General features: G+C 43.3%; 20 protein-coding genes and 1 pseudogene. 11 read left to right on the forward strand and 10 right to left on the reverse strand.

From position 1 onward, the window contains the following. The 5 genes and pseudogenes from Q0144_RS07765 to dnaA form a co-directional block, all read right to left on the reverse strand. Positions 1-138: pseudogene (locus tag Q0144_RS07765) on the reverse strand (NADPH-dependent 7-cyano-7-deazaguanine reductase QueF); the annotation flags it as partial. Further along, complete coding sequence (locus Q0144_RS07770; protein WP_298063054.1) at positions 138-1,568, reverse strand: EAL domain-containing protein; 1,431 nt, start codon at positions 1,566-1,568, stop codon at positions 138-140. The gene Q0144_RS07770 and the pseudogene Q0144_RS07765, both read right to left, overlap by 1 nt. Next, the gene (gene gyrB, locus Q0144_RS07775) at positions 1,568-3,880 is read right to left on the reverse strand and encodes a DNA topoisomerase (ATP-hydrolyzing) subunit B (RefSeq protein ID WP_298063059.1); all 2,313 of its coding nucleotides are present in this window, start codon (positions 3,878-3,880) and stop codon (positions 1,568-1,570) included. The genes Q0144_RS07770 and gyrB overlap by 1 nt, the downstream gene beginning before the upstream one ends. A gap of 9 nt (positions 3,881-3,889) precedes the next feature. Continuing rightward, a complete protein-coding gene (gene dnaN / locus Q0144_RS07780; protein WP_298063062.1) occupies positions 3,890-4,969 on the reverse strand; it encodes a DNA polymerase III subunit beta in 1,080 nt (359 codons plus the stop codon). A 156-nt stretch (positions 4,970-5,125) separates the two neighbouring features. Beyond that, the gene (gene dnaA, locus Q0144_RS07785; protein ID WP_298063064.1) at positions 5,126-6,454 is read right to left on the reverse strand and encodes a chromosomal replication initiator protein DnaA; all 1,329 of its coding nucleotides are present in this window, start codon (positions 6,452-6,454) and stop codon (positions 5,126-5,128) included. A 110-nt stretch (positions 6,455-6,564) separates the two neighbouring features. Between dnaA and ruvC the strand changes: the two genes are divergently transcribed. From ruvC to Q0144_RS07800, 3 genes are read left to right on the forward strand one after another with little or no spacing between them, the layout of a single operon-like run. Continuing rightward, positions 6,565-7,044, forward strand: a complete 480-nt coding sequence (gene ruvC, locus Q0144_RS07790) for a crossover junction endodeoxyribonuclease RuvC (protein ID WP_298063067.1) — start codon at positions 6,565-6,567, stop codon at positions 7,042-7,044. 10 nt (positions 7,045-7,054) lie between these two features. Further along, positions 7,055-7,861 (forward strand): nitrilase-related carbon-nitrogen hydrolase, encoded by an 807-nt coding sequence (locus Q0144_RS07795; protein WP_298063068.1) that lies wholly within the window; start codon positions 7,055-7,057, stop codon positions 7,859-7,861. After that, positions 7,861-8,388, forward strand: coding sequence for an isochorismatase family cysteine hydrolase (locus Q0144_RS07800; RefSeq protein ID WP_298063073.1), 528 nt, complete (start codon positions 7,861-7,863; stop codon positions 8,386-8,388). The genes Q0144_RS07795 and Q0144_RS07800 overlap by 1 nt, the downstream gene beginning before the upstream one ends. A 132-nt stretch (positions 8,389-8,520) precedes the next feature. Here the strand turns inward: Q0144_RS07800 and nhaA are convergent, their stop codons facing one another. The 5 genes from nhaA to glmM form a co-directional block, all read right to left on the reverse strand. Then, a complete protein-coding gene (gene nhaA, locus Q0144_RS07805) occupies positions 8,521-9,684 on the reverse strand; it encodes a Na+/H+ antiporter NhaA (protein WP_298063074.1) in 1,164 nt (387 codons plus the stop codon). A 64-nt stretch (positions 9,685-9,748) separates the two neighbouring features. After that, positions 9,749-10,189 carry a CopD family protein gene (locus tag Q0144_RS07810; RefSeq protein WP_177386933.1) on the reverse strand — a complete coding sequence of 147 codons (441 nt, stop codon included), beginning with the start codon at positions 10,187-10,189 and terminating at the stop codon, positions 9,749-9,751. A gap of 9 nt (positions 10,190-10,198) precedes the next feature. Continuing rightward, the gene (locus Q0144_RS07815) at positions 10,199-10,591 is read right to left on the reverse strand and encodes an SHOCT domain-containing protein (RefSeq protein WP_297944529.1); all 393 of its coding nucleotides are present in this window, start codon (positions 10,589-10,591) and stop codon (positions 10,199-10,201) included. Beyond that, complete coding sequence (gene lspA, locus Q0144_RS07820; RefSeq protein ID WP_297944526.1) at positions 10,578-11,039, reverse strand: signal peptidase II; 462 nt, start codon at positions 11,037-11,039, stop codon at positions 10,578-10,580. The genes Q0144_RS07815 and lspA overlap by 14 nt, the downstream gene beginning before the upstream one ends. Positions 11,040-11,137: 98 nt before the next feature. After that, positions 11,138-12,478, reverse strand: a complete 1,341-nt coding sequence (glmM, locus tag Q0144_RS07825) for a phosphoglucosamine mutase (protein ID WP_298063076.1) — start codon at positions 12,476-12,478, stop codon at positions 11,138-11,140. Positions 12,479-12,570: 92 nt separating this feature from the next. Here glmM and Q0144_RS07830 point away from each other — a divergent pair, with 92 nt between their 5' ends. From Q0144_RS07830 to Q0144_RS07865, 8 genes are all read left to right on the forward strand, one after another. Then, on the forward strand, positions 12,571-13,305 hold the full coding sequence (locus Q0144_RS07830) for a cold shock domain-containing protein (protein WP_298063078.1): 735 nt from the start codon (positions 12,571-12,573) through the stop codon (positions 13,303-13,305). 95 nt (positions 13,306-13,400) lie between these two features. Continuing rightward, a complete protein-coding gene (gene rpsT / locus Q0144_RS07835; protein WP_291938896.1) occupies positions 13,401-13,673 on the forward strand; it encodes a 30S ribosomal protein S20 in 273 nt (90 codons plus the stop codon). Between the two features lie 24 nt (positions 13,674-13,697). Continuing rightward, positions 13,698-14,765 carry a peptide chain release factor 1 gene (gene prfA / locus Q0144_RS07840; protein WP_297944516.1) on the forward strand — a complete coding sequence of 356 codons (1,068 nt, stop codon included), beginning with the start codon at positions 13,698-13,700 and terminating at the stop codon, positions 14,763-14,765. A gap of 430 nt (positions 14,766-15,195) precedes the next feature. Beyond that, a complete protein-coding gene (locus Q0144_RS07845; RefSeq protein WP_298063080.1) occupies positions 15,196-15,432 on the forward strand; it encodes a SemiSWEET family transporter in 237 nt (78 codons plus the stop codon). Positions 15,433-15,715: 283 nt separating this feature from the next. Continuing rightward, the gene (locus tag Q0144_RS07850) at positions 15,716-16,561 is read left to right on the forward strand and encodes a universal stress protein (RefSeq protein ID WP_298063083.1); all 846 of its coding nucleotides are present in this window, start codon (positions 15,716-15,718) and stop codon (positions 16,559-16,561) included. A gap of 298 nt (positions 16,562-16,859) precedes the next feature. Further along, entirely contained in the window at positions 16,860-17,423 is a 564-nt protein-coding gene (locus tag Q0144_RS07855) for a TonB-dependent receptor plug domain-containing protein (protein WP_298063085.1), read from the forward strand. 9 nt (positions 17,424-17,432) lie between these two features. Then, positions 17,433-19,289 carry a TonB-dependent siderophore receptor gene (locus tag Q0144_RS07860; protein WP_298063088.1) on the forward strand — a complete coding sequence of 619 codons (1,857 nt, stop codon included), beginning with the start codon at positions 17,433-17,435 and terminating at the stop codon, positions 19,287-19,289. 373 nt (positions 19,290-19,662) lie between these two features. Further along, on the forward strand, positions 19,663-20,589 hold the full coding sequence (locus Q0144_RS07865) for a hypothetical protein (protein ID WP_298063091.1): 927 nt from the start codon (positions 19,663-19,665) through the stop codon (positions 20,587-20,589). The last annotated feature ends 14 nt before the right edge of the window (positions 20,590-20,603 follow it).

The following is a 20,603-nucleotide window of genomic DNA, read 5'->3' on the forward strand; positions in this document are numbered from 1 at the left end:
CGGATAGCCAGAGCGTGGGCAGCGGCAGCAAAACTCGGGCAGGGTAATTTTTATCAGATAATCGCGCTTCTGTTTATTGGGCCAAACTTCCATATTTTCTATATCGAATTTTTCAATTTCCTCTTCGCCGTATCTCACTATGATCTCCTTAAATTCGATATATCGTTCGGCTTTTCGACGCAAAATCCCTGAATATAATCGATACCCATTTTATAAAGTTGCATTTGAAATTCCTGCTTATCTACAAAGCGCATTATGGTTTTGACGCCCGATTTTGCGCAGGCTTCGTTGATGCCTATAAATATATTTTTAATCTTTTCATCGTCTAAATTTTTGTTAAATTCTATATCATAAACGATAAAATCCACTTCTAAAAATTTTAAATATTCAAAGCTAGCGTTTGAACCGCCAAACTGCGACAGCGCGAAGCTAAAACCGAGTTCGCGGAATTTAATTAAAATTTCATCAAAGCGCTTAATCTCCGAATAGATAAGCTTTTCGTTAAACTCAAACACAATCTTTTTTGGATCGATCAGATTATTATCGATGAGCTTTAAAATTTCATTGCGAAACTCGTTATTTCGTAGGGTCTGAGGCATAATCTCGATGAAAATTTTAGCGTCAATATCTTTAAAATAGATGATTCTAGAAATTTGTCTCATCATCGAAATATCGTATTTAATATCGTAATGATTTAGAAGCAAAATATCTAAAATTCTACTTTTTGTGATCTTTTCGCCGCTTCTTAGATCGAGCTTCGGGATCAAATTTATATGCGATTTTACGCCGTTTTTATCCGCGACGCGCTGATATTTAAAACTGAAATTTTCGCTATCAATCGCTTCCATTACGTCGGCGGAAAACACGTCTATTAATACTTTCTCTACGTCAATAGCCTTCTCGCCGTGTTCTTCGTCGTTCAGGTGATTGATCTTATAAAATAGCGCATTTACGATATTATGCAGATTGCGATCATATGAACTTGGAAGCATCGTAAATTCACTTTTTATCTCTACGTTTTTGATCGTTTGACTTGAAATTTTATGCTCAAACATCCGCAAAATATGGCTTAAATTTGTAGCTTTTGATTCCACTCCGAATACAAAGTAGCCGTTTATAAAGCGCCCGATCGGAAGGTCCTTAAAACCCTGCTCCGCCATAAAATTTGAAAGTTCCTTACAATACTCATATAAAATTTCATCGCCGTTTTTATATCCGTATCGATCGTTTATGTCGATGATATTTTTAATTCGCAAAAGAACGATATTTATTTGACGATTTTTAGCTAGATCGTTGCTTAAAATTTTTTCGATCTCCTCGCGCACAAATACGTGAGTAACGGGATCGATCAGAGTCTTTTGAAAGCCGAAATAAATTTGATAGATGACATAATAAACATAGCAGATCAAAAGTATCAAAAACAAAATTACGTCATCAAATTTAAACTCGCCATTTCGGAATAAAATAATTCCGAAAACAATCAAAACGCAGGTAAACGGCACCGAAATTTTAAGCGCCGTTATGAAACGGTTTTCACGCTCTTTGGTCTCACTAAATAAAACAGACATTATATATCCAAGTGTTTAACATCTTTGGCATGATCTTGGATGTAGTTCCTACGCGGTTCAACCTCGTCACCCATAAAAAGATTAAAGGTATCACTAGCACTTTGTGCGTCTGCAATGCTAATTTTTAAAAGCCTTCTATTTTCAGGGCTCATAGTGGTTTCCCAAAGCTGCTCCGGATTCATCTCTCCAAGACCTTTATAGCGCTGAATATAAGCGCCTTTTTTCGAGCTTTTTTCGATTTCGTCTAAAATTTCAATAAAATCCTTGCCAAAGCTTACATCCCGCTCTTTGATCTTAGAATAAACTCTGATCGCCTCTTCAAAGATATAATTGCCGAATAAATTCTCATCTATCACGAGCTGTTCTAGACCGCTTGGCGTCTGAACGTAAATTCTAATGCCTTCATCATTTACGTAGGAATTTAAGATATTAAATCCTTCGCTTTCCAAACGCGGTTTTAAAATTTTAAATAGCTCCTCATAATCAAGACTTCGCGCTTCGTTGTTTTCTATCAAAAATCTGATCGCGCTAAGCACGCTGAAGCGCTTTTTAAGCTCATTAAGAAGCGAGCGGTAGTTTGAGACTATTTTTAGATAATCGATCAGATCCTCGTTGCCGATACCTTCAAACTCGCCCATATCGATGCCCGTTTCGATCAAAAACTCACTCAGCGCTTTTTCGTCTTTTAGATAAATTTCTTTTTTACCCTTTTTATATCTAAAAAGCGGCGGCTGTGCCAGATAAACATAGCCGTTTTCGACAACAGGGCGTAAAAATCTAAAGAAAAAGGTTAAAAGCAGCGTCTGGATGTGGCTGCCGTCGACGTCCGCATCGGTCATAATAATGATTTTGTGATAGCGAAGCTTCTCTTCGTTAAATTCCTCGCCGATACCGCAACCAAAGGCCGTGATCATATTTTTAATCTCTTCGGATTGCAAAATTCTATCCAGCCGCGCCTTTTCTACGTTTAAAATTTTACCTCTAAGCGGTAGGATCGCTTGAAACACGCGGTCTCTTCCCTGCTTCGCCGAACCGCCCGCGCTATCGCCCTCGACTAGATAAATTTCGCTGATACTCGCATCCTTACTCTGGCAATCGGCTAACTTTCCGGGAAGGGTCCCTACAGAATTTATATTGTCTTTTCTGCGCGTTAGATCGCGCGCCTTCTTCGCCGCTTCACGACCGCGCGCAGCTAAAAGAGCCTTATTCATAATAGCGCGCGCTTCAATCGGATTTTCTTCAAAATACTTACTAAGCACTTCAAACGCCATCTTTTGCACGATCGGCTTAACGTAGCTGGAGCCTAATTTTCCCTTCGTCTGTCCTTCAAACTGTGGTTCGGGAACCTTTACGCTAATTACCGCGATGAGTCCCTCGCGAACGTCGTCGCCGGTAATCTTCGTGTCCTTTTCGCGCGCAGCCGCATTTGCCGCGACGTAATTTGTTATCGCGCGCGTAAGACCCGCTCTAAAACCCGCCTCGTGCGTACCGCCGTCCGGAGTTTTGATATTATTTACGAAGCTTAATAAATTTTCGCTATACGTTTCGTTATACATCAGCGCAAAATCGACCATAACATCATCCGCGCTATCACTAAACGATACAGCTTTGGATATGGCAGGCGCTTTATTCATATCATTTACGAAGCTTTCCAAGCCGCCTTCGAAGTGAAAGTGCTCGTCCCTGCCCGTGCGATTATCTTTAAAATTTATCGTAATTTTTGGATTTAGATACGCTAGCTCGCGAAATCTTTTTGATAAAATTTCATCGTCAAATTCTAAAATTTCAAAAATTTCGCCGTCGGGCCAAAACTCGATCGTAGTACCCGTACGATTAGTAGTTTTTATCTTTTCAAGCTCGGTAGTAGGAATTCCTTTGGCAAATTCTTGTCTATAAATATTTCCGTCACGTTTGATCGTAGCAACGAGCTTTTTTGAAAGCGCATTTACAACGCTAACGCCCACGCCGTGCAGACCGCCGGAGACTTTATAAGTGTCTTTGTCAAATTTACCGCCTGCGTGAAGCACGGTCAGAACCACCGTCGCGGCAGGAATTTTTTCAGTCGGGTGTATATCGACGGGGATTCCACGACCGTTATCGCTAACGATACAGCTTCCTTCGCTAGTGATCTCGACATCGATCGTGTCACAGTACCCTGCCATCGCCTCATCGATCGAATTATCTACAACCTCATAAATCATATGATGAAGTCCGCCGATGTTGGTGTCTCCGATATACATTCCAGGGCGCTTTCTAACAGCCTCAAGACCTTTTAAAACTTTAATATTACTGGCGCCGTAATTTTGTTTCATATTTTTCCTTTAAATATTATTTATCGGCATGACGACCGTTTTTAAACCATCCGCGCTAAGCACAAACGCCGTATCGGAGCTGTTAAAATCAAGCTCAAAAATTTCGCTCTCGATGCTACTTAAAAAATCGAGCAAAAAGCGATTTTTCACGCCGAAAACTATCTCGCCGTTTATCTCGATCGCTGCTTCAATTTCGGTTTTTGCCTCGGAATTATCCTCGTTGATGCTCTCAAAAACCATTCCGTCCTTTTTAATGGTAACCTTCATCTCCTCGCACATCGCGTTTATCGCTCGCACGCCGCTTACCATCTTATCGCGCGGAATTGAAATTTTATATGCCGTATCGCTTGGGATTACCCGCTCGTAGTTTGGAAATTTGCCGTTAATAAGCTTTGTAAAAAACTCAAAATTTTCGCTCACCGCTAGCAGCACGTTTTCGTCGTAGTAAATTTTAATTTTATCCGAAAATAGCTTTTGAATTTCGCCTATTGCCTTTTTAGGGATTAAAATTTTAGTATCGAGCTCGCCCGCTTTTGATTGAGTGATCAGCTTATAAACGCTAAGTCGCTTCGTATCGGTTCCGACTAAATTTAAAAAGCCCTCTTTTACGTCGATCAAAGCTCCGTTTAGCTCATATTTTGGATTGTTCGTGTCAATCGACGGATAGATTTTTTTAAGACTTCTTCCTAAAATTCCAGCGTTTACGTCAAAGCTGTTTTTACCATCTATTGTAGGAAAGCTCGGAAAATCCCTCGTCTCGAACATCGGAAGCTTGTACTTAGATTTTTTTTGCTTTACGAATAGCGCTCCGTTGACGGTCTCTAAAGTAACGCTATCGTCGCTTAAGCCTTTAATAACGCTAAGAAGTTTGCCTCCGTTTGCCGTAGCTTCTCCTTCCATTTCTATTGAGATATTTTGTAAATTATAGCTTAGACCAATTTCATGATCGGTAGCTTTTATACTAAAAATTCCATCTTTAGCGCTCATCAAAAGATGCGAAGTTATCGAGCTTAGATCTTTCTTATCGAGATAGGAGCTAGTATTTGAAACTATCTCTTCTAAAAGTTTTTTAGTGATTAACACTTTCATATTTTTATCCTTTTAAATTTTTATCGTTGTAGTAGTTGGTAAGAGGTTTTTGTGAAAAACTTATCCTAAAGCTTGTCTTTAGGTAGTTTATCCAGTGAGTAAGTAGCTTTGTTTTATTCACTTTTATTCACCTTTTTTGCTTTATTTTCATAAAGTCTAAATTTCATTCTTATCCTTTTTGGTTATTTTGTTTTTTAGCTCTTCAATTTTTATCTTTAATATCTCATCGGTTTGAATGAGCTCGTTGATTTTTTTGATATTTTTGCTGATGGCGCTGTGATCCTTTAGATTAAAAAATGCGGCGATTTTTGGCATTGAGTTTTGAGTTAGCTGTTTGGTTAAATATATGCAAATTTGGCGCGCTTCGACGACATTTTTACTTCGCGTTTTACTCTTTAGCTCGCTAGGTTTTACGTTTAGTTCTTTTGAGATCACCTCTATGACGTGTTCGAGGCTCACGCTTGAATATTTTTGGTGAATTTGATCTTGCAGTGTACTTTTGGTAAATTCTAGCGTGATCTTTGTGCGAAGTATCGAGGAATAGGCATTTAGTTTGTTTATTGCGCCCTCGATCTCGCGGATATTATCGCCCATATTTGCAGCGATGTATTCTACGACATCGTGTGGAATTCTAACGCGATTTTCTTCACTCTTTTTATTGATAATGGCGATTTTAGTTTCAAGATTCGGCGGAGTGATATTTGCTATGATGCCGCTTTCAAAACGCGTCGTGAGGCGATTTTCAAAACCTTTTAAAAATTTCGGCGGCAGGTCGTTGGTTAGCACGATTTGGCAGTTTTTGTCTTTTAGCTCGTTGAATGTATAAAAAAGCTCCTCTTGAGCTTTGTCGCGCCCGATCAAAAATTGAATATCGTCGATGAGCAAAACGTCGCAGTTGCGGTATTTTTGTTTAAATTTATCGATCGAGTTGTTTTTGAGATTAAAGACAAAATCATTGGCGAACTGCTCGCTGGTGACGCAGATGACGGTCTTTCCCTTTTTGATGCAGTAATTTCCGATCGATTGAAGCAGGTGAGTTTTTCCAAGCCCGCTAGGTCCGTAGATAAAGAGCGGATTAAAGCGAATTCCGGGCTCTTTTGCGACGGATACCGAACACTCGAAGGCAAATTTATTTGAATCGCCGATGATAAAATTTTCGAAGTTGTAATTTTCGCTTAAAATGGTGCTCTTTGGCTTTTCCGAGATGATTTTTACCTTTTCTTTCGGCGAAATCTTAGTTTTTGAGGTGATTTTAACGATCACGTCATTAAGCCCGAACTGTTTTTTGATAAGCTCTTTTATTTTAGTGCCGTATTTTGTCTGAGCGTATTTAGCGATAAACTCGTTAGTTGCGTTGTATATGAAAAATTGGGGTGTCGAGTTTTTATCGTTAAATTTCAAATTTTTAATGTATCTAGAGTATTCGGTAGGTAAAATTTCCTTCTCTAAATTCGATAAAATTTCTTGTGCTTGCGACGTCGCCATTGAATTCCCTTATAAATTAAGCCGCTATTTTAGCTAAATTTCACTAAATTTGCGGTAAATTTCAGTTTATTCACCGGTGATTAAACTGTGAATAAGTGTGAAAGGTGGTTATGAAAATTTTAGGAATTGATCCAGGAACTAGAAATTTAGGCTATGCGATTTTGGAAAAAGATGTGAATAAGATCAAACTCATCGAGGCCGGATTGGTAAAAATGAAGGCCGAAAACGTTCAATTTCAAATGACGCAGATGAGTGAGGCGATCGATCAAATTTTTAGTGCTCATAAGATCGATGAGGTCGCGATAGAATCGATGTTTTATGCCTACAATCCGCAGTCTGTTTTAAAGCTCGCTCAGTTTCGCGGTGCGCTGGCCCTTAAAATTTTACAAATTTTTGGAAATTTTGTCGAATACACGCCGCTTCAGGTAAAAAAATCGGTCACGGGCAAGGCAAAGGCGGCGAAGGAGCAGGTTGCTTTCATGGTGAAGCGGATCTTGGGGATTAATAAAGAGATTAAGCCGCTTGATATCACTGATGCCATAGCTATCGCGCTTACGCATGCAAATGTTATGCGTTTAGCGCCTAAATAGGAGGGTTTATATGAAAATCGCTATTTTGCAAATGGATGTGAAAGTAGCTCAAAATTTTGCAGATTGTGAGCAAAATTTTATCCGCGCGCGCGGGCTGATAGATCGCGCGTTAAAGCGCGGCGCGGACGTAGCGGTGCTGCCGGAAGCCTTTAATACGGGCTTCAATACGGCTAAATTTAAAGAGCTAGCTGATATGAACGCTACTCATACAAAAAAATTTTTAAGCGAAATTTCGCGAAAAAGCGGCGCTGTTTTGGTTGGTGGAGCGATAAATTCCAAGCAAAATAAAATTTATAATTCCGCTTTTATCTATCAAAACGGAGCCGAAATTTTACGCTACGACAAGATCCACGCCTTCTCGCTCGCTCACGAAAACGAGATCGTAAGCGGCGGAGATAAGCTAGGCATTTGCGAGATAAAATTTCAAAATCGCGCGGTCAAAATCGGCGTCGCGATCTGCTATGATCTGCGCTTTTGTGAAATTTTTCGCGCCTTAGCGCTTCGCGGTGCACAGATTGTTTTTGTGATCGCGCAGTTTGCGCAGAGCCGCATAGAGCATTTTATCACGCTTGCGAGAGCCCGTGCGATCGAAAATCAAATTTTTATCTGCGCGGTAAACGGCTGCGGCGATACGGGGCAGGGCGAGAGTTTCGGCGGAAATTCCATGCTGATCGGTCCGGGCGGTGAGATCGTCGCGCGCCTAGACAAAAAAGAGGCCGTGAAGATTGCTCGAGCGGATTTAAATGAAATTTTAAAATTTCGCGCTAAAATGGATCTTTTAAAAGATATGAAACCTGAAATTTATAAGGAGTTTTGATGAAAACTTTGGTGTTTGTGATCGATATGCTAAACGGCTTCGTAAAGTTCGGCGCGATGGCCGATCCCAGCATCGCAAAGATCGCTCCTGCGGTGATTAGGCAGATTGAGGCGGCGAAAAATGCGCATTTCATCTGCGACGCTCACGCCGAGCGTGATTTGGAGATGAAGCGCTATCCGGTTCACTGCCTAGTTGGCTCGCCCGAAGCGGAGGTGATCGAGGAGCTTGCGCCGTTTGTAAGCGAGCAAAACGTCACTTTTAAGCGCAGCACGAACGGCTTTCATAATTTGGATAAGAAAATTTTGGGTGGCTTCGATCGCTTCGTGATTACGGGCTGTTGCACCGACATCTGCGTGATGCAGTTTGCGCTTAGCCTGCGTACCTATCTTAACGAAACGGGAGAGGATAAAGATGTCATCGTTCCGCGAGGTGCGGTAGCTACGTATGACGCGCCGAACCATGAGCGCGGCTACTACGACGAATGTGCGCTAAGCTTAATGCAAAATGCAGGAATTTTGGTAGTTTAAGCTGTACTTAGATTAAACAGAATTTCAAGCTAAATTTTCTAGATTATAAATTTTAAAATTTAGAGCCGTCCTTAAAATTTTGAAATTTTGTGTTGCTCGTAAAATTTTAAAATTTTAATCTTTTTATGGAATTTAGCTTTGTTTTACCGCGACTGCTTTTGCGACGAAAAATCCCACTGCCCCGGAAATTATCGAGCCTAAAAATACCGCGAGTTTATCGGTGTAGTGATACAGATCGCTGCCGCCGTATGCGAGACCATCGACGAAAAGTGCCATCGTAAAGCCGATACCACAGATAATTGCTACTGCGTAAAGCTGCGGCCAGCCTGCGTTTTCGGGCATGTAGGCGATTTTGGCTTTGATTAAGATCCAGCTAAAGGCAAAAATTCCGATCTGTTTACCGAAAAATAGTCCGAGCATTATACCCATAGGCACCGGACCGAAAAGGAAGCTAGGACTGATGCCTGCTAGCGAAACGCCTGCGTTTGTAAAGGCAAAGATCGGCAAGATGAAGAAATTTACGGGGTAGGCTAGGCCGTGTTCCATATCCTTTAGCATCGAGCCCGAGCGGGTCTTAAGCGGGATACAAAAGCCCGCAAGCACTCCTGCGATAGTCGCGTGGATACCAGAGTTTAGTACCATTACCCACAGCACCACGGCCACGATGATAAACGGAAGCTTTTTATCGACGCCAAGTCTGCTCATCGCTAGCATTATTGCGACACAGGTAGCTGCGCCGCCTAGATAGATTGCGTTTATGGTTGAGGAATAAAACAAAGCGATGATTAAAATTGCACACAGATCGTCCATTATTGCAAGCGTTAAAACGAAAATTTTAAGGCTCGCGGGGATTTTTTTGCCCAAAAGTGCCATCACACCCACGGCAAAGGCTATGTCGGTCGCCGTCGGGATCGCCCAGCCCTTCATCGCGACGGCATCGCCCCAGTTAATGATCGAAAATATAATCGCGGGCATCATTACTCCGCCCAAAGCTGCGAAGCTAGGAAGTAAAATTTGAGAAAAATGGCGTAGCTGCCCTTCGATCTTTTCGCGCTTTAGCTCAAGTCCGATAGCGAAGAAAAATATCGCCATGAGCACATCGTTTACCAAAAAATGCATCGATTCATCGAGCTTTGCAGGGCCGACGCCTATGGTGAAGTTTAGATGTAAAAACGCCTCATAATATTTTGATAAAAAGTCCACATTTTGAGCTACGATTGCAAAAACGGCCGATAGAAGTAATATAACGCCGGCGCTACTTTCACTTGATAAAATTTTCTTAATGATATGTTGCACATGCTTCCTTTAAAATTTTGCTCTAATTTTATGCAAATTTTAATTAAATTTTTATCAAAACGGGCTAGTTACTCGGTAAATTCGGCATTATTAGCATTGCATAAAGTATTATAAACATTATGATCGTAGGGCCTTCGTTGATCGCACGGAAGTATTTTCCGCTCCTGTGGCACTCGTTTTTTTCAAATTTATACATATAATAATACAGCCACAAATGATAACAGATTAGCAAAACTCCGGCTAGTAATTTTATATGAAAATATCCCATTTTCATAAGCCCCGGATTTAAAATAATAAGCATCACGCCGCTAAAAACCGTCACTGCCATTGCTATCCAGCCGATCGCGTGATACAGCATCCGCTCCATCTTTTTAACGACCTTTACGAAATCCGGCTTGTCTAAATTTTCAGCGTGATAAACATACAGACGCGGCATATAAAATAGCATCGCCATCCATGAAATAAAACCCGCAAAATGGACAAATTTAAACCAATAGTAACTCATTTTTTCTCCTTAATCTCTCATTAAAATTTCTTTTCGCGCTTCGAATTCCTCTTTAGAAATCGCGCCTTTTTGATACAGCTCATAAAGTGCATCGACCTTTTTCAGACGCCCCTCGTAGTCGTCTTCCTCCGTCTCACTTACAAAAGCATTTAAATCTTCCACCCAAATTCCTACGAAAAATATATCTAGCAAAATCCAAATTCCCCAAATCGCCCAAAACAAAAAGCCCACTAAAAACCATAGTGTAAAGCTCCCTAGCCAAAATAGCGCGATTTGAGCAAATCCGCTGATAAATTTACCGCAATAAATTCTATGCAGTCCGCCGCCGATCGGCATAGCTGCGATCCACGAAAACGCACCTAAAAACCAAAGTGCGTAAGCGATATAATTATTTCTCTTCATTTTTCTCCTTTTTTGCGGTGCGTAAGCCCTGAAAAATAAAAATCACCACGGCTAGATCGATCATCACGTCGGCGAAATTAAACACCGCAAACTCAAACCACTTATGCCATGCGACATAATCTACGACGCCGTCGCGAATGAAGCGATCGAGCAGGTTTGAACAGCCCCCCGCGAGCATCAGCGCAAACGGCGCCCAGTGCTCGCAAAAGAGCTTTTTATGACAAAATACATACGCCGCAAGCGCCAAGATCAGCACGATCTGGATAAATTTTAAATTTTCGCCCAAAAACGCAAACATCGAAAACGCAACGCCGCGGTTAAGCGTAAGCTCTAGCGAAAAAAACTCGCCCTGCCACGAAAAGCCGTTTAAAAACAGAAGTTTGATCGCTTGATCGATCGCGAAGATCACCACAAAAAGCAGGATAAATTTAATACAGGTCTTAGCCATCTCGCAGCCTAAATTTAAATATGTAAAGCCTGCATTTTTTGTCCGCGCTTTTTGTACCGAGCCATGAGCTTGTCGCGCCGTAAAATTTCACCGCAACGCTACTCATTTAGGGCTTTAGTAAAAAATTTCTCGACCTCGTCCATTCGCTTTTGAAGCATTTTTTCGTTTTTGCCCTCGATTAAGAGGCGGATAACGTTTTCGGTGCCGGAGTAGCGAAAGAGCGAGCGGATTTTGTCCGCTTTGAGGCTTGCTTCAAACTCCTTTAGCCCTTTTAATTTTTCAAGCGGCTTTTTATCCGCGATCTTTAAATTTCGTAAAATTTGAGGATACGGCTTAAGCATTGATGAGAGTTCGCTCGCTTTTTTGTGCGTATCCAGCATGCAGGCGGCGAATTGCAGCGCGCTTGCGATGCCGTCGCCCGTTTTGGCATAATCACCGAAAATCACGTGCCCGCTCTGCTCGCCGCCGAAATTTGCGCCCAGCTCGCGCATCATCTCAAGTACGAATTTATCGCCGACGTTGCAGCGATGAAGTGCGATGCCGTGTTTGGCTAAAAAATCCTCCAGCGCGGAGTTGCTCATCACCGTCGCGATCATCTGATCGCCCGCAAGGCGTTTTTTCTCTTTCAAATAAACCGCTAAAATTCCAAGTAGCGCGTCACCGTGGATGATCTCGCCGTTTTCATCCACGACTACGAGCCTATCGGCATCCCCGTCGAAGGCAAAGCCGACATCGGCGCGTAATCTTTTGACCTCCGAGGCTAAATTTTGCGGGCTTAGTGCGCCGCAAGCATCATTAATATTTTTGCCATTAGGTTCGTCGCCGATGACGATAGTTTCGGCCCCTAGCTCGTTAAATACGGTAGGTGCGACCTTGTAGCTTGCTCCGTTTGCGCAATCAAGCACGACGCGAAGCCCGTGCAGCGTCTTTTGTTTAGGGAAGGAATTTTTAATATGCACGATATATCTGCCGATGACGTCGTCTACGCGTTTTGCGGCGCCTATCTGCATCATTTTGGTGCGCGCTTCGGCGATGAGCTCGTCGTTAAAATAAATTTTTTCGATCTGCGCTTCCTCTTTTTCGTCGAGTTTAAAGCCTTCGCTGTTGAAAAATTTAATACCGTTGTCGTAGTATGGATTGTGGCTCGCGCTTATCATGATGCCTGCGTCGCAGCGCATGTCCTCGGTGAGAAATGCGATCGCAGGAGTAGGCATCGGTCCGATCTGGCGGACGTTGTAGCCCACGGAGGTAAGGCCCGCTACGATCGCGGTTTCTATCATATAGCCGCTTCTGCGGGTATCTTTGCCGACTAAAATCATATTCGTAACAGAATTTTTCCTAAAATAAATCCCCGCCGCCATCGCTACGCGCATCGCAAGCTCGGCGGTTAGAAATTCTCCCGCTTTACCGCGTACGCCGTCCGTTCCGAAAAGTTTCATTATCAAATCCTCAATTCAAATAAATTTTTCTTATTCTAGCAAAAATTTTGTATAATTATCATTTATCAAACAAATTTTTAAGGAGCCAGTGCTTGAGAGGAATCATCAAAACGCATCTCGATCAAAAACAATACGGTTTTATAAAAGGCGATGACGGCAAGGATTACTTTTTTCGTTATTCGTCGTTTGATGATACGGATAAAAGTAAAATATGTGAAAAACTTCTGGTAGATTTTGATCCAAAAGCAACGCCAAAAGGATACGTAGCCACAAAGATACAGGTGGTAGGTAAAGGAGCTGTAGGTTATGCATCACCTGATAAATTTCTCTGTAGTGTAACGGATAAATTTAGAGATTTTGAAATTCTTGAATTTTCGAAATGGATGGTAATGGGTAGCTCTAGAAATCCTAACGAAGCGAAAGAAGATATGATTAATCGAGCTAAAATGATTGGAGCAAACGCACTTGTAAAAGTAGAATACTTTCGATCCACGGGGGAAGAAACGAGCGACAGCGGAAGAGGAACACATTATTTTACCATACATAGTTGTAGAGCAATAGCGGTAAATATAGGTAAAAGAGTCGTTAATGGCAGTATAATTGACGATTTTATTTGTATTGATAAAAGAGCCGCTTATTTAAAAAGTAAACTTGTTGCAAAAACAAGAAGAGCTAAATTGTATAGGCTGATATTTTGGATAGTCATATTGTGTGTATCTTTAGGTTTATACGTTTCGAATAGAGTAATATTTGCAGTTATCCTTATCGTCATAGCGTATATATTTAGTCATGCTACGAATTACGATTGGTGGCTAGTAGAAATTTGAGAGCAAAACAAGTTTTAAATACCGCTTAAATTAAGCGTCGATTAAATATTTTTTACGTATAATCGCAGGTTCAAATTTAACCGAAAAGGAACGTTATGGCAAATCACAAATCCGCCGAAAAACGCGCGAGACAAACCATAAAAAGAACGGAGCGAAATAGATTTTATCGCACCAGAGTAAAAAATATCACAAAAGCCGTAAGAGAGGCGGTCGAGAGCAAGGATCTAGACGCAGCGACTCAGGCTCTAAAAACGGCTAATGAAAGCTTCCACAGCTTCGTAAGCAGGGGCTTTTTGAAAAAACAGACCGCGAGCAGAAAAGTAAGCCGCCTAGCCAAACTCGTAAATTCTTTAAAAACCGCCGCGTAAGCGCTCCTTACGCATAAAATTTAAATGCTAGCCGATAAACTAAAGCCTTTTTTGGATCGCTATGACGAGCTTTCGCGCATGCTTAGCGATCCCGCTGTTACCGCGGATATCGCCAATATGACTGCATTATCTAAGGAGCAGCGCAATATCGAGCCGATCAAAGAGGCGGCTAGCGAGTATCTTAAAATTTTAGATCAGATCGAAGAAAACAAAGCCCTGCTAAGCGATGCCGATCTCGGCGAGCTAGCCAAAGAGGAGCTTAAAAGCTTAGAGACGCAAAAGCCGCAGCTCGAAGAAAAAATCAAAATTTTGCTGCTTCCAAAAGACCCCAACGACGATAAGAATATCTTTTTGGAGATCCGCGCCGGTACAGGCGGCGACGAAGCGGCGCTGTTTGCGGGCGATCTGCTAGGCGCGTATCTGCGCTACGCCGATCTTCGCGGCTATAAATGCGAGATCGTAAGCACTAGCGAAGGCAGCGTCGGCGGCTACAAAGAAGCGATCTTGCTCGTAAAGGGTGCGGGAGCGTATTCGCGGCTGAAATTTGAAGGCGGCACCCACCGCGTGCAGCGCGTCCCCGAAACGGAGAGCCAGGGCAGGGTGCATACCTCCGCGATCACCGTCGCCGTGATGCCCGAGATCGAGGATAGCGAGATACAGATCAATCCGAACGATCTTCGCATCGACGTTATGCGCAGCTCCGGCCACGGCGGGCAGTCCGTAAATACCACCGATAGCGCCGTTCGTATCACTCACATCCCGACCGGTTTAGTCGTCACCAACCAAGACGGCAAGGACCAGCACAAAAACAAAGAGGCGGCGATGAAGGTGCTAAAGGCGCGCCTTTATGATATGCAGGAGCAGGAGCGGCTCGAAAAGGAGCGCAAAGATCGCAAGGATCAGGTAGGCACCGGCGACCGCTCGGGGCGGATTCGTACCTACAACTATCCGCAAAACCGTATCAGCGACCACCGCATAAATTTAACACTTTACCGCCTGGACGCGATCATGGCGGGCGGCTTGTTCGACGAGATCATCGACCCGCTCATAGCGCACTCTCAAGCCGAAGCGATCGCAAACGCGGGCTATTGAGCCTTTTAAAATTTAATTTTAATTCTCATATTTTCAAAATTTCGCTGCAATTTCGCTGCGAAATTTTACTTTAAATTTAACTGCTAGCCTTTGGGGCAACGTGTTTAACGGCTTTTGCCTTGGCAAATTTTACTTTAAATTTAGCCGTAAACTTCGCTTGAAATTCCGCCTTTTTAAATTTAAAATCTATTCGTTGCGCCGCATCGACGCGCTGCCTGGCGTTTTAAATTTCTCTGTTTTTTTAAAATGCGCGCCTCAAACGCCGTTTTAAAATTTACGCAGACACGAGCAGACGAGGAGTCGCTGCGATAAATTTAAGTCAAATTTTATTTCTAGCCATCTTTTAATTTGTTTCTTATCTTTGGACTATTAAAATCCCGCTTCGTTTCATTCGTAAATTTGAAACGTATCTTAAAAACAAGGAAAGCCGATGAGTGAAAGAAATTTACAAATTTTAGGTTGGGCGGGCACATGTCTGTCGGTCATCATGTACGTATCTTATGTGCCGAACATAATGGCAAATTTAGACGGCAACAAAGTCCCGTTTCTCCAGCCGCTCGCAGCCGCGATAAACTGCACGATATGGGTTAGCTACGGTCTTTTAAAGCCTAAAAAGACTATCCGCTCGCCGCGGCAAATTTCCCGGGGATCATCTTTGGGCTACTAACCGCAATAACGGCGCTTTAAACCGCGCCTTTAGCGGCTTGATAAATTTCAAAATCGCCCGCGCCGCACCTTGTCTGCCGCGTCTGTACAGCGCACCCACCTGCCACGCTGAGTCCGAGCTAACTTGTCGCAAGCGTACCCGCACCTCACATATCCATTACGACGCGGCTTTAAATTTCACAAAATCGTCCGTGCCGAATTCAAGTCTGCCGAATTTAAATAACTTTTATACAAAATTTGATAAGCTTATTTTGATTAAAATTTTATCTTTAAAAGGACGAAAAATGAAAAAGGTCATCACTTGCGTCGATCAAAATGCGCTTGCCCCAGCGGTTAGAGATTATGGAATTTATGTCGCTAAAACCTTGGGTGCCGAGCTCGTGTTTATTCACGTGGTTGAAATCCCGGAGCTTGGCGAGAATTTTTATGGGCTAGCCGCAGGCGGAATCGTCCTAGGAGAGAATGATATCCTTACAAACAGCTACGGAAGTCCCACACTAGGCGGCGTGGATGCAGAAAAGGACCACGAAGAAGCCGAAGCGATGCTGGATGAATATATCTGCGCCGCGACTGCTGCGGGCGTAAAGGCGAGTAAGATCATTAAAGATGGCGATTTTATCGACGTTATCGCTGAGTACAAGGACGAAGCCGAAATTTTTGTACTCGGTATCAAGGGCTCAAATAACGAGGACGTAGGCTTTAACGCAAGCGTGCTGATAAAGGAGCTTCACGTGCCGTCGCTGCTCGTGAATAAGGAATTTTCACCTATTAACTCCGTGCTCATTGCGTTTGACGGCACTGACGCGGCGAAACGCACGCTTGAGTTTATAAAGGGCTCAAAGCTTCTTGCGAGCGCGCATAAGCATGTCTTGCACATCAATGCGGGTGCCGCAGAGGGCGAGCGGACGCTGGATCTAGCGCGAGAAATTTTAGGCACTCAAAACGCCACTTTCAAATTCATCCAAGCCGAAGTGCCCGCCGATGAGATCATCAAATATCGCCGCGCTAATAACCTCGATCTCATCGCTACCGGTGCCTTTACGAAGGGGTTTTTCAAAAAGCTCTTTTTAGGCAGCGTCTCCGAGGATATCTTGCACAATGCGCTTGTACCGGTGCTAGTGCTATCGTAATCGCAAGACCAAACGCCGATAAACGCTAAATTCCGTCGCTTACGTTATTTTAAAGCGGCGGAATTTTAGAATTTTAAATTTTTCAATCCTTCGTTTTTCAAATTCATATACTTTTTAAAATTCATAGAAATTTTGCTTGAAAATTCGTCAATATATCTTATTAAATTCCGTTAAATTAGTAATTGCATATATAATTTTATGATTTAGTTTATTAAAAATTTTATTATTATTTAAGAGGAATTGTAAGATAATCCCGCCAGTAAATTGATATAGATTATAAAATCTAAAAAGAATTTTTATGAAAAAGGGTAAAATCTTACTTTCTTTTGCGCTACTTTGCTCGCCATTTTGGCTTGCTGCGGCGCAAAATAGTGGCACTTCTCAAAACTCATCTGTCGCAAGCTCTGCCTCTAAAATTTCGTCATCGCAAAGCTCTGTGCAAAAGCATGGAAGTCGCCCTACCACTGTAAATTCCACGCCGCAGGGCAACATTGTCGTAAGTTCCGCTACTAAAGGCATTGCACAAAATTCCACGTCGCAAAGCGGTAGCGCGGCAAATTCTACGCCGCAGAGCTCAGACGGCGATAATCTCGGCACCATAAACGTCACGGGCAAGGCCGATCTGTCCACTACCGAAGGCACCGGCTCGTATACGACGGGCAATATGAGCACCGCGACGGGACTAAATTTAAGCATAAGAGAAACGCCGCAATCGGTATCGGTCGTATCGAATCAAGTGATAAAGGATCTAAATTTAAACAACGTAGATAGCGCGCTACGCTATACTCCGGGGATTACGCTGCGTAACGACAGCGGGAGGATGCGCATAAACTCGCGCGGATTTGATATAGATAATATCTAAGAAGACGGAATGATTAGCTCGGTTTCCTCCTCTGTGCAAGGTCCTTTGGGCTTTTCAAAAGAATTTACCGATCTTGCTTTTTACGACCGCGTCGAGGTTTTGCGTGGCGTAGCAGGCCTTACGCAAAGCAACGGCGAGCCTGGTGGTACGGTAAATTTAGTTCGTAAGCGCCCGAGCGACGAATTTGGTTTTAACGCAAGCCTAAGCGGCGGTAGCTGGGATAATTACCGTAGTATGATCGACGTAACGGATGCGATAAATCAAAGCGGCACCGTGCGCGGACGCTTGGTTGGCGTAGCGGGCAAAGAGGGTACTTACAAACATTACGCTAACGGCTGGCGCAGCGCGGTGGGTGGGTTATTTGACTTTGACATCGGCGAGAAGACTTTGCTAAGCACGGGCGTGATCTATCAAAAATCAAGAGGCGTTTATGATGTTTTCGGCGTTCCGGTTATATACGAGCGGGGAAATCTTTTAAATTTAAGCCGCAAAAGCTATTTCGGCTCGAATTGGGATAGAAGCGAGTATAGAAAATACAACGCCTTCACCGAGCTAAGCCATGAATTGAGTGACGATACGAAAGCCTACGTGAAAGTGAATTATACCGATAGCAAAGGTATGTTTAAATTTGGCTCCCTAGGCGGAGTAAATCCTTATAACGGCACTACGTCGCATAATGTAAGGAGACAAAAATATGAAAATACCTCCAAAGAGATCGCTGCAAAAATCGGGCTTGAGGGCAAGTATGAGCTCTTCGGCAAGAAACATGAGTTCTTTATAGACGGCTCGGCATCGAGAGAAAAATTTAGCAACAATAGAAAATATCCGACAAATTTAACTCTAAACTCGCTTGGAATGGGTATTTACAACTGGAACAAAGACTTGATCCTAGAGCCTGATTGGAACAATCGAAGCAGCCTTACCCAGGATTATACGCAATACAATAGAATTTATCAATCTGCTATTAGCCTAGGCACCAGATACAATCTCAGCGAGGATTGGCATATATTATTGGGCGGACGATATTCCAGAGTAAAATATAACGCCTATCTGAAAGACTATATCTATCCGAACGAGACCGGCAAGCGAGACAGACCTACGAAAGTACATTTTGCGCCGTATGCGGGGCTAACGTGGGATTTTACGCAAAATCACAGCTGGTATGTAAGCTATGCGGAAATTTTTAAACCGCAAAGTTCTACCGACAGAAACGGTAAGATATTAGATCCCGTAGTTGGATACAACGTAGAAACCGGCGTAAAGGGCGAGTATTTTGAAGGCGCGTTAAATACCAGCATTGCGCTATTTCAGATAATCCAAGAAAATAGAGCTATTCAAGATCCGCTAAATACGAATTACTCTATCGCCGAGGGCAAGGTGCGAAGCAGAGGCGTCGATGTAGAGGCGCAAGGAGAGATAACGGATAGTTGGAAAGTGTTTGCGGGCTATACGTTTAATCGCAGCGAATATCTAAAAAGCGAGAAGGCGAATTCTACGACGGTCGATTATAGCAAGGGCGCCAATGCGAAAAAATATATTCCGAAGCATCTTTTTAAAATTTATACGAATTACGAAATTCCGTTTTCCGCCCAGCGCAAGCTGATATTTGGCGTCGGTATGCGATACCAAAGCGCCACGTCGGGATTTTATCAAAACGTAAATTACGTAGCTCCCGAGCAGAAGGCCTACACGCTGTGGGATGCAAATGTCGGCTATAATTTCGACAAGCACTTTAGCGTAAATTTTGCGGTCAAAAACATCACGGATAAGAAGTATTTTCAAAACACGCAAAATCGCGTCGCTGGGCATAATAACTACTACGGCGAGCCGCGGAATTTTATACTAACGCTAAATTATACGTATTGAGCACGGATGGAATTTTGCGCTTATGCGAACTCGGATAAACTCCTCGCACGCGGTTGCGGATAAATCGGACTTTATAAGAGCGCGGATGAAGCGGGCGTAGAGGCGAGAGGCTAAGCTTTGTCGCAAGTAGCACGTAGCGAGGCGGGTAAAATTTGAACGAAGCCGCGGGATTAAAATTTAACTCGCGATTTGGTTGATTAACGATTGATTGGCGCGGGCGATCGCGGGCGATAAAATTTAATCTCGCGAAATTCCAAGCGAATTAAACGCGCAGACTTGCGAGCATAAAATCCGCTCGCGAGGCTGCGGGATCAAATTTAATCCCGCGATTTCGCTGTAATCGGCGCTAAATTTTAAAATTTAAAGAGAAAATTTGAAAACGCTAAAGCAATTTTTTGAAATTCTACGTCCGCACTGGTTCGGTAAGGGTGCGGCGAAGCTGTGGGCGCTGCTGCTGCTCGCGCTTGGTTTTAGCCTCGCTATCATCAAAATCAGCGTGCTGATGAACGCGTGGGACAAGCGCTTTTACGACGCGCTAAGCGAGCTTAAAGGCGAGCTCATTCCCGCGCTCGTGGGCGAGTTTTTGCTCTACACTGCGCTCATCGTGCTTTTCATCGTCTGCGGCAGCTGGCTTCGCAAACTGCTCGTGATCGTCTGGCGCGAGCGGCTAAGCGCGATGATGGAGCGCAAATGGCTACATAACGCAAACTTCTACCGCACGAGCCTTGATAGAAATTTTAGCGCCAGGGGCGGATCAAATTTAGAAAAACCCGGCGACGTAAATTTAAATGAGCGTGCAGAGTGTTCCGCAGCCGAAGCGGGCAGTGCGGCTTTACATAAAGATGCAAAGGGGTTTGAAATTTTACCGAGCACGGCGGAGCAAAATGCAGCAGAGCAAAGCGGCGCAAGCGAGAATAAAAATTTAAACGATCGTAGCGACGAGAATTTTAAAAATTCAAAAAACGCCGAGAATACTAAAGCATATTTGGAGCAGGATACGGATGGCTTAAACGAATGCGTGGGCTCTGCGAGCGATCGCGCAGAGTATCTTGCAAGCGAGGCGAGTGGCACCGATGTGAACGAAAATTTAAACCAGCAGCGTAAGGAAGATTTTAAAGAATATTCAAGACGAGATACGGGTAATTTAAACGAACGTGCGGCGTCCGTGAGGGCGCGGGCTGGGTGCCCCGCAACCGAAGCGGATGCCAAAGGTTCGTTTAAAGCTTCCGAAGACCGGGGAATTGCAAAGCTAGACAACCCCGATCAGCGTATCGCCGAGGACAGCCTGCTGCTCGTGTAAAAAAGCGTCGATCT

The organism is uncultured Campylobacter sp., assembly GCF_938045345.1.
Lineage (GTDB): Bacteria > Campylobacterota > Campylobacteria > Campylobacterales > Campylobacteraceae > Campylobacter_B.